We start from the raw sequence: 14,326 nt of genomic DNA, 5'->3' as shown, positions 1-14,326 counted from the left end.
GTTGGTTAAAGTCGTAGAAATCAAAAAAGGGCATCTAAACAGATGCCCTTTTTATTTTGATGAAGATTTTAGCTGAGAAGGTATCAGGCCGTCTGAAAACAGGTTTAACGGTTTTTCAGCCAGTCATTACGCATTTGTGCGGCTTCTTCAAAATAGCGGTAAAGCTCGGTTTTGTTGCCGTCTGAAAGTAAGTTTTCCAATCTGGACAATTGTTCTTGCAGGTCTCCGGTCAGTTTGAGCAGGGCGGGGCGGTTGGCCAGGCAGATGTCTGTCCAGACGGCAGGGTGGCTGGAGGCGATGCGGGTAAAGTCGCGAAATCCGGTGGCGGCATAGGGGAGATAGTCTTTGCCATGCGGATGGTCAACCAAAGCATGAACATAGGCAAAGGCGGCCAAGTGCGGCAAGTGGGAAACGGCGGCAAAAATATTGTCGTGTTCTTCGGCGCTCATGGTGGAAATTTGCGAACCAACAGCCTGCCACAGGCTTTTCAGCCGCCTCAGGCCGTCTGAAACCTCTTGGCCGTGTAGCGTAATGATAAGGCGGCTGTTTTGAAACAAACCGCAACGCGCGGATTTTGCCCCGCTTTGATCCGAGCCGGCAATCGGGTGGGCGGCAAAACATTGCGGCAGGCGGTCGGATAAGTGGGTGCGGAAGGTATTGAGTGCCGATTGTTTGGTGCTGCCGACATCGGAAACGCAGGCTGTGTCTTTTAAGAAGGGCTTGATGTCGCGGCATACGTCAGGCAGGACGGAGACAGGCGTGGCAATCAAAACCAAATCGGCATTGCCGATGCTTTCGGCGCAAATATTCGGATAGGCATGGTCGATGATGCCGCATTCGAGTGCGTAATTGAGGTTGTCGGCATTGGTGTCGATGCCGGTAACGGTTTGTACCAGTCCCAAGCGTTTGAGGTCGAGCATGAACGAGCCGCCGATTAAACCGACGCCGATAAGGGTAATGTGGGGGAAAAAGGCGGAAGTGTTCATGGTTTGAATCCGGTATAAGTGGAAAAGCTTATTTTAATCCGTTATGGAGGTCGTCTGAAAGTTGTCATCAAGGTTTCAGACGGCCTTTTTTATGGTCGAATTTTCATGATTTAGGCATAGAAAACTCCGTTTAGTAGGATCATGTAACCGATTATCAGATTTTCATACACTAAAATAATCATCTGAATTAGTATAACGTCTTAAAGTAAGTAATTGGTATCTTAAAGTAAATTATTACATCATATTTTATTTTAATTAATATCGAATAAAATAACTCACTCAGAAAGAAGGAATTTATGAGTTTTTCACAAACCGAATTAGTCAACGCAATGCGTTTGCTTTCTACCCGTCTGCCGCAGTTTCCGGAGCAGCAAAACCAAGTATCCCGCATGTTGCGCATCGTAACCGAACGTTTGAGCAGCCATTTGAACGAAAACCTGAAAGCGTTCGGCATCAATGAAAATCTGTGGTTTTCCCTGATGGCGGTTTACGTCAGCCCAAACAGCGAAATCCTGCCTTCACGTTTGAGCGACCTGATGGACTTGACGCGCACCAGTGCAACACGCCTGTCGGACGATATGGTTGAGCGCGGCTGGGTAGAGCGTTATATCAATCAAAAAGACCGCCGTCAGATTGTGCTAAAATTGACCCCATCGGGTGAGACCTTCATTCACGAAGTATGGCCGCAAATTGCCCGTCAGAGCGGCCAGGCGTGGGAAGATTTCACGAAAGAGGATTATGACACGCTGCAACACCTGTTGGGTAAACTGTTGAACCGTTTGGGCAATTAACAACAGACGGCCTGATGGTCTGCGGCAGGCACACATAAACGGAGTCTGTATGAAATTAGGTTTGGTCAAATCAAGCGTATGCGTTGCCGCTGTTTCACTGTTGGCGGCATGTGCGCCGTTCGGCAAACAGTCGCCTTTGGATGAGACAACAGCCTATCCGCTGCCGCAAGGCCAATCTGCCGCTACTGCCCAAGACGGCTGGTGGATGGAGCTGAAAGATAAAAAATTAAACAATTTGATTGCTTCCGCCATTCAGACGTCTACCAATCTGCGTGTCGTCAAGGCAAGGTTTGAGCAGGCTCAGGCGCAGCTGGGGGTTGTAGGAGCCGCAAATAAACCGCAAGTCGGCTTGGGTGTAACTGGTATTGGTACCTATGTTTCACCCAAACCTCAAGCCGGTATGGTTGATACCGACCATACATTGGTTTTGGCGCACGCAGCTTTACAAGGCAGCTTGGTTTTCGACTTTTGGGGTAAAAACCGAGAGCAGATTCAAGCTGTTTTAGGAAAAAGCAGGGCTGCGGTGTATGAAGCGCATCATATCCGCACCGAGTTGGCTCACGCCGTTGCCGCCCAATATTTTGCGTGGCAGATGGCGACAGAACAACTGGCTTTGCTGGATACGCGCATAGAGCTGGCGGATAAGGCATTGAAACTGATGCAACAACGCGTTAAAGCGCAGCTGGCTCCTGCCGATGCCTTGCACGCTCTGGAAATGGCGCAACAACAATTACAGCTTGAAAAATCGGCATGGACTCAGAAAAATGAGAAAATCCGCAACAGTCTGGCTGTATTGACCGGCCGAGTGCCGGGTGCATTGAATGGACAGGTTCCGGAAAAAATGGCAGCAGTGCCGTCATTGCCGGTTAACCGGATTGAAGCGGATTTGCTGGCGGCACGCCCCGATATCGCGGCGCAAAAAGCCTTGCTTGAAGAGAAATGGCATATTGTCAAATCGACTGAAGCAGAGTTTTACCCAAATATCGAGTTGAAAGTTTTGGCAGGTATGACGCACATTGATGCGTTCAATCTGATTCGCGGACGAACTTCCGGTATGTTGGGCATTGTTCCGGCTTTGAATCTGCCATTGTTTACTTCTGGTGCGCTGCAATCCAAATTGGCGGGCAAACGTGCCCAATATAACGAGCAGGTTGCAGTGTATGACCAAACCGTTTTGAACGCCATGCGTTCGGCGGCAGATGCTGTAGTGGACTATCAAAGCCTGAAAAGCCGACAAGATACTTGGAACAAGATGGTCAATATTGCCGATAAATCTGTGCAAAATGCGAAAGGACGTGTTCGTGCAGGTTTGGATAACGGCTTAACCGCTTTGCAAAAACAAGACGAAGCTGTGCGTACAAAAATGTCGGCGGTTCAATACCATGCAGAATATCTGACGGCTTGGAGTAACCTCAATGCCCAGTTGGGCGGAGGCTTTAAATTAAATAAGGAATAGACGTTTTATTAAAACGCAGGCCGTCTGAAAGTGATTTCAGACGGCCTTTTGCTTACCTTATTTACATTTGCTACCGGAAGAAATTATTGTAATGAATAGAGTGTAACTATAGAATATGACTCTTTAGCGCGTTAAACGCGGATATTGGGGACTGATGGTATAAGTCAGCTGCCCAGTAAGACAATAATATCGTTATCACATGTGCAGAATTAAAGTTGGGACTTATGGATACTCAATCAGAAAAAAATAATGTCCAAAAAGAACCGGAAGTAGCCGCTTCCGGCGCTAAAACGCATCGCAAACGCAATTTGGTTATCGTTACACTCCTATTCCTTATTGCGGCAGCCGGATTCGCTTTGGCGTATTTCCTGTTTTGGCAGCATGAAGAAGAAACGGAAGATGCTTATGTGGCCGGTCATTTGGTGATGATTACGCCGCAGGTGAACGGCACGGTACGCAAAGTCATGTATGACGATACGGATGTCGTGAAGAAAGGCGATGTGTTGGTGGCTTTGGATGACAGCGATTTTCAGCTGGCATACGATCGCGCGCAAAATGAATTGATTCAGGCCATCCGTCAAAACAAACAGCAAACTGCGGTCAATTCAAAAGCCAAAGCACAAGTGTTGTTGCGCAAAGCCGATTTGGCCCGTGCGCAAGCCGATTTGCGCCGCCGTGAATCTTTGGCGGGTACGGAAGCGGTTTCCGGTGAAGAACTCAGCCATGCCCGCGCCGCTGTGGTTCAGGCTCAGGCTGCATTGAAAGCGGTTGAGGCGGAAGAAGTTTCTGCTCAGGCATCGTTGGGCAACAATATTCCTCTGCGCCAACAACCGGCAGTTCAGACGGCCATCAGCCACATCAAAGACGCCTGGCTGAACCTGCAACGTACGCAAATCCGTTCGCCGATTAGCGGCCAAATTGCCAAACGCAATGTCCAAGTCGGCCAACGTATCGCACAAGGTACGCCGATGATGGCCGTTGTGCCCCTGTCCGAATTGTGGGTGGATGCCAACTTCAAAGAATCGCAACTGCGCAAAATGAAAATCGGCCAACCTGTTGAAATGACAGCCGATTTATACGGCAGTAAAGTAGTTTACCATGGCAAGGTAATGGGCTTGTCGGCCGGTACGGGCAGTGCGTTCTCATTACTGCCAGCGCAAAACGCAACGGGTAACTGGATTAAAGTTGTACAACGTGTGCCGGTACGCATCAGTTTGGATGCCAAAGAATTGCAACAAAATCCGCTCCGTGTCGGTTTGTCGATGACTGTTAAAGTCGATATTGCCGAGAAGGGCAGCGGTAAAGCGATGACTGCCGAAGCAGAACGAAATACTGCATTGCCGGAAACGGAAAGTGTGGATTGGAAAGCCGCCGATGCTTTAGTCGATAAAATCTTCGAGCAATACGCAAAATAATCTTTTCAGACGGCCTGAGTCTTTTATTGAAGGCTCAGGCCGTCTGAAATATTGATTCTCTTCAACCGACCGCTTTGGCGGTTGTCTTATAGTTTAAAAATATGAATTATCCGCCGTTACAAGGGTTTAGGCTGGTGTTGGCAACTTTGGCGCTCAGCTTGGCCGTATTTATGGAAGTCTTGGACAGTACCATCGCCAACGTCGCCGTGCCTGTTATTGCAGGGGATTTAGGCGCGGCTACCACGCAGGGAACTTGGGTGATTACCTCATTTGCCGTAGCCAATGCCATTTCCGTCCCTCTGACGGGTTTTTTGGCCAAGCGGTTTGGCGAGGTCAAAATCTTTATCGCCGCTGTGATCGGGTTTGTCGTAACGTCATGGCTGTGTGGCATTGCACATAATCTTCAAGCCTTGGTTTTTTTTCGTGTATTGCAAGGTTTCATTGCCGGACCATTGATTCCCTTGTCCCAAAGCCTGTTGATGGCCTCCTATCCGCCTGAAAAACGAACATTGGCACTGGCATTATGGGCAATGACCGTCGTTGTTGCCCCTGTATTGGGGCCGATTTTGGGCGGTTGGATTTCGGACAACTGGCATTGGGGATGGATTTTCTTTATCAATATCCCGATCGGAATTTTGTCTGCAACTATTTCTTGGAAGCAGCTTAGACACAGGGAAACTGAAATCGTCAGGGCGCCAATCGATTATGTCGGGCTGGTGTTGATGATTGTCGGTGTCGGTGCATTGCAAATGATGCTTGATAGAGGTAAGGAATTGGACTGGTTTGCCTCGGGAGAGATTATCGTTTTGGGCGTTACCGCTTTGGTGTTCCTGACATATTTTATTGTTTGGGAGCTGGGAGAGAAATACCCGATTGTCGATTTGTCATTGTTTAAAAATAGAAACTTTACGATAGGCGTTGTTGCTACATCGTTGGGCTTTATGGTCTATATGGGCACATTGACCCTGCTGCCTTTAGTGTTGCAATCAAATCTCGGCTATACCGCTACTTGGGCCGGTTTGGCTGCTGCACCGGTAGGTTTTCTGCCGATTATTTTATCGCCGATTATCGGTAAGTTTGGCAATCGCGTCGATATGCGTCTGTTTGTCAGTGCCAGCTTCTTGGTGTTTGCCTACACATTCCATTGGCGAACCGATTTCTATGCCGGTATGGATATGAGCAACGTCGTTTGGCCGCAGTTTTGGCAGGGTTTAGGCGTAGCCATGTTCTTCCTGCCTTTGACCAGTATTACCTTGTCGCATATGAAAGGCAATCAAATTGCCTCGGCAAGTAGCCTATCTAATTTTTTGCGTGTCTTTATGGGCGGTGTCGGAGTATCTGTTGTCAGCACCATGTGGGAACGACGCGAAGCTCTGCACCATACTCAACTGACCGAACATGTTAATTTATTGTCCCCAATCAGTAACCAATCTATTCAAAGCATGATGGCCAATGGCCTGAGCAAGGAGCAGGCTTTGGTGGCGATAGATAGCACCATTTCCCAACAAGGCTTTATTATTGGCTCAAATGAAATCTTCTTGGCAGGCAGTATCATATTCATCAGCATGATCCCCATTATTTGGCTGGCAAGACCTCCGTTTAGCGGTTCCGGCGGAGGAGGGCATTAGATAAAACTTGTGTTAACTTAGTTAGAGATAAAGTAGGTTGCTAACGTGGAAAGAGTAAGAGTGTATCTAGTCATGATTGCCTTGGACTTATCTTTAAAATAAGCCATTTATGAGACATAGACCATCAATAATTGGAGCCTTGAGAATTTTAGTGGGAAGAGGATAAGTGGCATTTGGGGTAATAACTTATTTGATACATTTTTATAAGATTACATACTCTTATCTTTAGTCATTGTTAGATATAAAGAGGCCGTCTGAAAATGATTTCAGACGGCATTTATTTTCGTAATGTGATAATTCAGGCTCTTAATGACCTTGTTTTGGAGAGTTTTGTTCTTTTGCTTTGTTCGCTTTCCGCGTTTGTATTTGGCTTTGTTTGGGGTGTTTTCTTTGCAATGTATTTGTGTGTTTTTCTTAGGGTATATGCTTGGTTCTTATCCGTGTGAGTTGTCACGGCACATGGCGGGAACCATCATCGGATCCAGTGTTCCGCCGCATTGCCAGTTGAGCAACCAAGTCGAATCGTTATTATTTCGATAAGGGGTCAGGGTCAGGACTTTGCCTTTGTTTTGCCCTTTATCGAAAGGAATACTGATTTTGCCTGTATCTGCTTCTACCGTTACGCCACCGTTTTGGATGTATGTGCCGCCGATGCGTTGAGCGGTAACGCCGATTGTGCCTTGTTTGCTGACATCCTCTGCATTGGGCAGGCGGTTATTTACCGCAGAAGCGATGCTGATTTCGGTTTTCAGGTCATCGGCAAGGTATAGTGCTTCGGAGGCTTGCGCCCTACCGATATAGTTTTGGTAAGTGGGTATGGCGACAACAACCAGAATACCGAGGATGGCGATAACTATCATCAGCTCAATCAGGGTAAAACCTTTTTGGGCTTGAAATGGGGTATTCATTTGAGCGTATCGTTTTTAAGTTTTTTTTTATTTTTATAAAGCAAATCCCATAATCACATTATGGGATTTGCTCTTTAAGCTTTTAAATTTGTTGGTAACAAATTATTAACGGCAAGAAGAAGGCAAGAATTTGCTATCAACAGTACCTTTCTTACAGGTCCAAGTGAAAGAACCTTTAGAAGAGGTAGCATTACCAGTTACATCAGGTGATAACATAACTGTTTTACCTTTAATATCATTATTGACATCAGTATTTTTCATTGTTGCAGTCAGAACACCATTTGTGCCTACAGCAACTTGAGCAACGTATTTACCTTTAATATCGGTAGGTGCTGCGATACCAGCCTCTGTATTATTTTTAGGCCATTTACCTTTATCTGCATAGTATTCAACAACAGCAGACTTTTGACCTTCCATCAAAGAGATGGCTTCAGAAACTTGAGCACGTGCAGTGTAGTCTTGGTATGCAGGCAGGGCGATAACTGCCAAGATGCCGATAATCGCGATGACGATCATCAATTCGATCAGGGTGAAACCTTTTTGGATTGCTTTCATTGTTTAAAACTCCAGTTTGAAAGTGTGAATAATTGTGTTTAAGTAAAAAGTCCGTAATGTGCTTGGCACTATGTATTATGAGTAAACCATAAGTAAGAAGGAATATACAGCTTCCGTCGGGCTTGCTGCTTTGAGGCTTGGGCCTTATCGGATGTGTTGTTACAAGCAGTCGGTGTGCCAAGTGTGGAAAACTGGTTAAAAATTTTATTTTTTATTTTTTATTCATTGTTTTTATTTGGTTTATTTTTTAATTTTTAAGTTTTATGAGGTTTTGTTTGAAAGTTTCAGGATTTTAGGGAATTTGGGTGGTTGACGTTTTTTGTCAGTTTTGTGTTTTTTGTGACAGGGAAAGGAGGCAAGTTTGGGTGTGTGACGTTTTTTGTCAGAAATTAAGCTTGTTCAATAATATGTTAATTGGTTTAGATGGGCGGTGATTTTTTGGATTAATCGGCGAGTTTAATATTTTGTGATTTTATTTTTTTGTTTTTTATAGGTTTTATTTTGTATGCGTATTTTTTTTGAATATGGATGAGGAAAAGATTTGGCAGGAAGGATTTTTAAAGAGGGTTTGGCGTAATAGGTGAATGAAAATTTGTTATTAGAATTATATTCATTTGGATTATGATTTTAGAATGTAGTTTTATGTCAGAGCAATGGTCTGTTTTGAATTTTAAAGTTTTGGATTTCTTGAGTGTTTTAAAAGAGTATATTCAGGATGTTTATATTTTTGAGTGTGATTAGGGTGAGCAAAAAATGCTCACCCTATGTTTTTAAGATGTTCAGACGGCCTTTATGGGGTCAAGACTTCGATCAATGCCTGCTTTAGGGTGTTTTGGGTTTGCGGGTCTTGTAGGGATGGGCTGTAGGTAATGAAGCTGTCCTCAATGCGCTGGTCTAAGGTGGTGATTTTGGCGTAGCGCAGGCTGATGTTGTGTGCGAAGAAGGTCTCGGCGATGTCGGCGAGGAGATGGGGGCGGTTGACGGCGGTGATGTCTATGGTGTGCCAGCCGGGATAATCTTCTTCGGGAGTGATGATTACGGTAGGTGGAATGGGGATGTGGCGGATGCGGCGGCTGATGTGCGGGCGGCCGCTTTGTTTTTGGACGGTGGTATTGCCGTGGATGAAGCTGTTGAGTTCGGCTTCGAGTGCGCTTTGGCGGTCGGGATATTCTTCGGGCGGGAGATTGTCAGGAAGTTGGAGGATAAAGGTGTCGAGGATGTAGTCGTGCTCGGTAATGAAGGCGCGGGCGGCTTGAATGTCGAAGCGGTGGCTGCTGAAGATGCGGCAGAGGCGTGCGAATAGGCGGTTGCCATTGGGCATGAACACCATGACTTGAAGGCTGTTGCTTTGGGGAAGGATGCGGCTGCGGACGGCCGGACTTTGGGTATCGTAGGCGAGGTTTGCGGTATGCCAGAGGATTTCCCGTGTCTGATGGCGGACGTAGTATGCGCTGCCGAGGATGCGGCGGAGTTTTTGTTGGTTTTTGAGGGGAACGGCCGCACGCGTGAGCTGGTCGGTCGAGGCTTGTTCGCGTCGGTTGGGGAGGCGTTCGGGATCGTGGTGTTTGCTGTTTAAAACGGCGGCGGTGCTGTGGTAGAGGGTTTGGAGCAGACTGGCGCGCCATGTGTTCCAAAGTTTGGGGTTGGTGCCGCGGATGTCGGCAATGGTAAGCAGGTAGAGTGCGTCGAGGTATTCGCGTGTGGGAATACGGCGGCAGAAGGCTTGGAGGACATGGGGATCTTGGATGTCTTCTTTTTGGGCAACGGTGGACATGAGCAGGTGGTTTTCAACCAGCCATGCGAGGAGGTGGCTTTCTTCTTCGGTGTAGTAGTGGTTGGCTGCGAATTGTTGTGCGTCTTTGATGCCTTCTTTGGCGTGATCGCCGCAACGGCCTTTGGCGATGTCGTGCAGCAGGGCGGCGGTGTAGAGGACATGTGGTCGTGGGTAGGCCTGCATGATGGCGCTGGCCTCGGGCATTTCGTGGCTGTGGGTTTCGATGGCGAGACGGCGCATATTGCGGACGACGGTCAGGATGTGGTCGTCTACGGGGTAAATATGGAAGAGGTCGTGTTGGAGCAGGCCGGTGATTTTTTCCCATGCGGGGAGATAGCGGCCAAGTACGCCGTAGAGGTTGAGAAAACGGAGGGTTTGGGTAAGGCCGGTGCCGTGTTTGAAGAATTGGATAAAGCGGCGGCGGTTTTCTGGATTTTGGGTAAAACGGGTGTTGATTTTTCGTGTGGCCGCCCACCATGCGCGCAGGGTTTGCGGCTCGATGGTGGTGATGTTTTGCTCCTGCATGGTTTGAATAATGGTGAAGATGTGTTCGGGATTTTGTTCGAACAGGGCAAGGTCGTTGGCGGCGATTTGGTGGCCGATGCGTTTGTAGTGGCTGTCGATGGGGTGGATATGTTGGGGGCGGCTGGAGGTTTGATGGTTTTTGAGAACCGGAATGAGGATGCCGTTGAGTTGTTTGATGGCTTTGGTGGCGCGGTAGAAGGTGTGCATCAGGGCTTCGCTTCGGCCGCGGATGTCGGGTTGGGTATAGCCTAAGCTTTCGGCAACTTGGGACTGGTAGTCAAAAAGCAGCCTGTCTTCGGGGCGGTCGGCGGTAAGGTGTAGATGAATGCGGATATTGGCGAGGCGGCGGTAGCCATGGGCCAGCATGCCGGCTTCGGTGCGTGTGAGGACGCCGGCGGTAACGAGGGCGGTGGGGTTGCTGTCTATGCCTTGTGCTTTGGCTATCCAAATCAGGGTGTGGATGTCGCGCAGGCCGCCGGGGCAGGTTTTGATGTTGGGTTCGAGTTGTGCGCCTGTGCCTTGGGATTTGGTATGGCGTTGCTCCATTTCGAGGAGTTTGGCTTCGATAAAGGCGGCTGTGTCGCGGCGTGTGTTGAGTTTGTTTAGAAGCTGGGCGGTAAGGTTGGCATTGCCTTGGAGGTGGCGTGCTTCAAGAAAGGCGGTTTCGCCGGTAATGTCGTGTTGGGTGCTTTGGAGGATTTCTTCTATGCTGCCGCTTTTGATGGCGGGATTGAGGCGTGCGTCCCAAAGGGTTTGGATAAATTGGGCGGTTTGTTGTTGCAGGCCGTCTGAAAATGGGGCTGAGGAAATAATCGCTAAATCCCAGTCGGAATGGGGATAGAGTTCGCAACGCCCAAAGCCGCCGATGGCAATCAGACTGATGTCGTTGCTGTCGGGGAAATGGATTTGCCAGAGGGTTTGCAGCAGGGTTTCGGCAGCGGCGATATGGTCGCGGAAGTAAGCGGTAGGGCGGTTGTTTTTACGGTAGGTAGTTTCTGCTGCGGCTTTTTGCTGCCGGTAGGTTTGGATGGCTTGTTGGGCGGCGGTCATGATGGTGTCTGGCTGTGAATTAGGCTTGGGTGTCGGCAGGCTCGGTCATTTGGCGGAGCATTTCTTGCGGTGGAAGGAGGAGTTTGTAAGGGGCGATTTTAAGCGCGGATGCGATTTTTTCGATGTTGGAAAGGGCGATGTTCCAGCGCTTGCGCTCGACGGCGGAGACGTAGGTACGGTCAAGTCCGCATTGGCGCGCTAGTTCTTCTTGCGACCAGCCGTGATTGACGCGATAGAGGCGCATGTTGTAAGCGATAACGGCGCGGAGGTCTTGCGGATCGGGCAGGCTTGGAGGGGGAGTGAGTTTATTGACCATGGTATTTTGAGTTTGTGGTTTGAACGATAAGGGGATTTTATACTATTTTTGTGAGGGGAAAAGAAAGGCCGTCTGAAAGTTTTCAGACGGCCTTAAAGAGGGTAGGTATAAAAAAAAGGGGGTGGCTTTCGGCCACACCCAAACACACACACATCAAGAGGAAAGAAAAATCATTTAATAAGAGAGCTGGCTCTTATAGAGGAAAACTGGATGATTAGGGCTTGGCCCTGAAGCATTGAAAGGCATTATAAATGAAAATAGGGTTGGGGTATTGATACAGGTCAATTCGGGCTTGATTTAGAAAATATATTTTTAGGATAGTGGAAATAAATTAAAAATAAGGTTTGATTGTGAATAAAAGTCATTAGGCCGTCTGAAAGATGGGTTTCAGACGGCCTGATTGGTTTAAAGGCTGCTACTTACTATATAAATTAAGTTTAAGCTAAACCTTTATCTTTGGCTTCTTGCAGGCGGGCTTCAAAGTTGCTGAGATTGACGCCTGCCTGTTCGGCTGCGGCAACTACTTCGGCTACGGATGCGCCGTGTTGTACTTGATGATAACCCCAAAGCAGGGAGCAGCGAGTGCCGGTACGGCAGAAGGCAAGGATAGGAGCCGGAGATTGTTGTAACAGTTTTTGGAAGGCTGCAACATCGGCTGCGTTGATTTGAGGCGCAACAACGGGCTGGTGTGAGAATTGGTTGATGCCGGCTTCTTTAAACCAGTTTTGTACTTCGGCAAAAGCCGGTTGGTTTTCTTCTTCGCCGTCCGGGCGGTTGCAGATGATGGTTTGGATGCCGAGACGTACGGCTTCTTGGACATCGGCTTCGGTCAGCTGGGGGGCGATATAGAGGGTGTCGGTCAGTTTACGGATGGGCATAGTTTTTCCTTTCTTTATATTGAGTGGATATGTAGATTTCAGACGGCCTAGGCAGTGGCAGGCCGTTTGAAGTTTTATTTAGTGATTGTACAACCAGTGTTCGAGTTTTTGGCGATCGGTAATGTGCAGCAGGGCAGTATTGGCTTCTACTGCTTGAACTGTGATGCTGGTTTCACGCAACAAGCCTTGGCGGAAGAAATGGATGGTGGTGCGCGTGCCGATAGGCAGTTTGCTCCACTGCGCTGCAAGGTCGCTGCAGGCATAGCCGCCTAAGGCGATGATTTTGTCTTGCGGGCAGAGTCCGGCATTTTCTGCGCTGCCGCCATTAAATACATGAGTCAGGACAGCATGGTCGCCGTTTTGTTTGAAACGTGCGTCCAAATCATTGGCGGGGGCAACCGATTGGGGTTTGCTGGCAAATGCTCCACCGTGCTGGCGTGGCAGGGGGATAAAGTCGAGTTTGACACCTACGCTTTGCAGACATTCTGCGAGCGGAAGGTCGTCGGTACTGTATAAGGCCGTCTGAAAGAAGGTTTCTAAATCTAAACCGGTTATTTCTTGGCAACGGGTTTGCCAGTGTTTTTCGGGTATGCCTTGATGGGTGTCGCACCAATCGCGATAGTGTTGCTGCATCACGCTGTCGAGGGTGTATTTGCCCTGGCTTTTTTCACGGATGATGAGGTCGAGGCAAAGTGCGGCCAGTGCGCCTTTTTGATAGTAGCTGACGATGGCGTTTGGGCTGTTTTCATCTTGTTTGTAGAACTTGTCCCACGCGCTGAAACTGGATTGGGCAAGTGTTTGTTTCAGACGGCCTTGTGTCTGCTGTACGCGTGTGATGCCTTGTGCAAGCAGGGTAAGGTAGGCTTCGGGGCTGATGGTTTTGCTTCGGGCTAGAAAGAGGTCGTCGTAGTAGGAAGTAATGCCTTCAAATGCCCAAAGTTGCTCGGTGTAGTTTTCTTGGTCGAGATTGTAAGGTGCGAAGACGGCCGGTTTGATGGATTTGACGTTCCATGCGTGGAAGTATTCATGGGAGAAGAGGCCGAGCAATTCGGTATAGGCTTTGTCGGCTTCGCCCATGTCGTAAGATGGCAGACTGTGGCGGTCGGCAAGAAGGGCGGTGCTGCTGATGTGTTCCAGTCCGCCGTAGAGGTTGTCGCCCAGATGTAGTAGGAAAAGGTATTCGGAAAACGGGGCAGGGGAGGGGAACATCGCCAACTCGGTTTCGCAGATTTTTTGAATATCGGCGAGGAAGCGGGCGCGGTCGAAATCGGGGTAGATACCGCTTAATGCAATACGGTGGGGAATGCCTTGTGCTGCAAAGTCGAGGAATTCGATGATGCCTGTTTCAACGGGGTGATCAATCAGCTCGGCATATGAGGCCGTCTGAAAAGTGGTTGTCGAAATTTTGGGCAGGGTTGTGGCTATCTGCCATGTGTGCGGCAGGGTGGGAAATTCGACTTGGTGCGGTTGTTCCTCTTGTCCGTGTACTTTTAAGAAGAGGCATGCGCCGTCGAAAAAGCCACGCTCGGTACTGAGGAACGAGCCGCGTACAGACAAGTCGAATGCGTAGACGGTGTAGTAAATTTCCCACGCTCCACTGAGGGCCGAGGTTTGCCAATGGTTTTTACTGGTTTGTGTCAGCGGCTGGGCTTTGCCGTTGCAGCGCGCGCTGATGTGTGTGAGGTGGCGGGCAAAGTCACGGATGAGGTAGCTGCCGGGAACCCAGTTTGGAAGGCTGATTTCTGTTTCAGAATCATTGGCTTGAGTGAATGATAAGGTGATGTGCCATTCATGAGACAGAAAGTTGGGGGTAATTTTGTAATTAATCATAGCTATCGTATAATTTGCTAAAGTTTATTAAGGATAAGTGTTTTTAAAGGTTAGGTTTAATCTATATCAATAAATTTGTACGAAAAAGGGGGCTTGAAAAAATGCTGTGTCCGATTTATTGGATATGTTTAAATAATTTCTTGATTATAAAAGAAATGAGATTATGTCTCACTAAAGGTTTTATGCAATATGGAATGTAATTTTGCTTGGCATG

General features: G+C 48.2%; 11 protein-coding genes. 4 read left to right on the top strand and 7 right to left on the bottom strand.

Going from position 1 to position 14,326, the window contains the following annotated elements:
• Window positions 1-104: 104 nt before the first annotated feature.
• Window positions 105-986: a prephenate dehydrogenase gene (locus tag HMPREF2700_RS09305; RefSeq protein WP_070591705.1), complete on the bottom strand. Its 882-nt coding sequence runs from the start codon at window positions 984-986 to the stop codon at window positions 105-107.
• Window positions 987-1,282: 296 nt separating this feature from the next.
• Between HMPREF2700_RS09305 and HMPREF2700_RS09300 the strand changes: the two genes are divergently transcribed.
• The 4 genes from HMPREF2700_RS09300 (at window position 1,283) to HMPREF2700_RS09285 (ending at window position 6,276) form a co-directional block, all read left to right on the top strand.
• Entirely contained in the window at window positions 1,283-1,777 is a 495-nt protein-coding gene (locus HMPREF2700_RS09300; protein WP_004521040.1) for a MarR family transcriptional regulator, read from the top strand.
• A gap of 49 nt (window positions 1,778-1,826) precedes the next feature.
• Window positions 1,827-3,233, top strand: a complete 1,407-nt coding sequence (locus HMPREF2700_RS09295; protein WP_070591704.1) for an efflux transporter outer membrane subunit — start codon at window positions 1,827-1,829, stop codon at window positions 3,231-3,233.
• A gap of 224 nt (window positions 3,234-3,457) precedes the next feature.
• Window positions 3,458-4,648 carry an HlyD/EmrA/EmrK family protein gene (locus tag HMPREF2700_RS09290; RefSeq protein WP_070591702.1) on the top strand — a complete coding sequence of 397 codons (1,191 nt, stop codon included), beginning with the start codon at window positions 3,458-3,460 and terminating at the stop codon, window positions 4,646-4,648.
• A 101-nt stretch (window positions 4,649-4,749) separates the two neighbouring features.
• Entirely contained in the window at window positions 4,750-6,276 is a 1,527-nt protein-coding gene (locus tag HMPREF2700_RS09285) for a DHA2 family efflux MFS transporter permease subunit (RefSeq protein WP_070591701.1), read from the top strand.
• Window positions 6,277-6,710: 434 nt separating this feature from the next.
• On the opposite strand, the gene HMPREF2700_RS09280 is transcribed toward HMPREF2700_RS09285, so the two are convergent.
• From HMPREF2700_RS09280 to HMPREF2700_RS09255, 6 genes are all read right to left on the bottom strand, one after another.
• The gene (locus HMPREF2700_RS09280; protein WP_070591699.1) at window positions 6,711-7,184 is read right to left on the bottom strand and encodes a pilin; all 474 of its coding nucleotides are present in this window, start codon (window positions 7,182-7,184) and stop codon (window positions 6,711-6,713) included.
• Between the two features lie 105 nt (window positions 7,185-7,289).
• Complete coding sequence (locus HMPREF2700_RS09275; RefSeq protein ID WP_070460312.1) at window positions 7,290-7,739, bottom strand: pilin; 450 nt, start codon at window positions 7,737-7,739, stop codon at window positions 7,290-7,292.
• A gap of 790 nt (window positions 7,740-8,529) precedes the next feature.
• The gene (gene glnD, locus HMPREF2700_RS09270; protein ID WP_070591697.1) at window positions 8,530-11,088 is read right to left on the bottom strand and encodes a [protein-PII] uridylyltransferase; all 2,559 of its coding nucleotides are present in this window, start codon (window positions 11,086-11,088) and stop codon (window positions 8,530-8,532) included.
• 19 nt (window positions 11,089-11,107) lie between these two features.
• Complete coding sequence (locus HMPREF2700_RS09265; protein WP_003680870.1) at window positions 11,108-11,404, bottom strand: helix-turn-helix domain-containing protein; 297 nt, start codon at window positions 11,402-11,404, stop codon at window positions 11,108-11,110.
• Window positions 11,405-11,841: 437 nt separating this feature from the next.
• A complete protein-coding gene (locus HMPREF2700_RS09260; RefSeq protein WP_070591695.1) occupies window positions 11,842-12,282 on the bottom strand; it encodes a TIGR01244 family sulfur transferase in 441 nt (146 codons plus the stop codon).
• A gap of 78 nt (window positions 12,283-12,360) precedes the next feature.
• Complete coding sequence (locus HMPREF2700_RS09255) at window positions 12,361-14,112, bottom strand: M61 family metallopeptidase (RefSeq protein WP_070591694.1); 1,752 nt, start codon at window positions 14,110-14,112, stop codon at window positions 12,361-12,363.
• Between the last annotated feature and the right edge of the window lie 214 nt (window positions 14,113-14,326).

It is taken from the genome of Neisseria sp. HMSC068C04 (assembly GCF_001810105.1).
Lineage (GTDB): Bacteria > Pseudomonadota > Gammaproteobacteria > Burkholderiales > Neisseriaceae > Neisseria > Neisseria flavescens_B.
This window is presented reverse-complemented; position numbering and strand designations above follow the sequence as displayed.

Coding starts and splice junctions, on each gene's coding strand:
- HMPREF2700_RS09285 (WP_070591701.1), top strand. CDS start 4,750: ATGAATTATCCGCCGTTACAAGGGTTTAGGCTGGTGTTGGCAACTTTG.
- HMPREF2700_RS09290 (WP_070591702.1), top strand. CDS start 3,458: ATGGATACTCAATCAGAAAAAAATAATGTCCAAAAAGAACCGGAAGTA.
- HMPREF2700_RS09260 (WP_070591695.1), bottom strand. CDS start 12,282: ATGCCCATCCGTAAACTGACCGACACCCTCTATATCGCCCCCCAGCTG.
- HMPREF2700_RS09275 (WP_070460312.1), bottom strand. CDS start 7,739: ATGAAAGCAATCCAAAAAGGTTTCACCCTGATCGAATTGATGATCGTC.
- HMPREF2700_RS09255 (WP_070591694.1), bottom strand. CDS start 14,112: ATGATTAATTACAAAATTACCCCCAACTTTCTGTCTCATGAATGGCAC.
- glnD (WP_070591697.1), bottom strand. CDS start 11,088: ATGACCGCCGCCCAACAAGCCATCCAAACCTACCGGCAGCAAAAAGCC.
- HMPREF2700_RS09300 (WP_004521040.1), top strand. CDS start 1,283: ATGAGTTTTTCACAAACCGAATTAGTCAACGCAATGCGTTTGCTTTCT.
- HMPREF2700_RS09265 (WP_003680870.1), bottom strand. CDS start 11,404: ATGGTCAATAAACTCACTCCCCCTCCAAGCCTGCCCGATCCGCAAGAC.
- HMPREF2700_RS09280 (WP_070591699.1), bottom strand. CDS start 7,184: ATGAATACCCCATTTCAAGCCCAAAAAGGTTTTACCCTGATTGAGCTG.
- HMPREF2700_RS09305 (WP_070591705.1), bottom strand. CDS start 986: ATGAACACTTCCGCCTTTTTCCCCCACATTACCCTTATCGGCGTCGGT.
- HMPREF2700_RS09295 (WP_070591704.1), top strand. CDS start 1,827: ATGAAATTAGGTTTGGTCAAATCAAGCGTATGCGTTGCCGCTGTTTCA.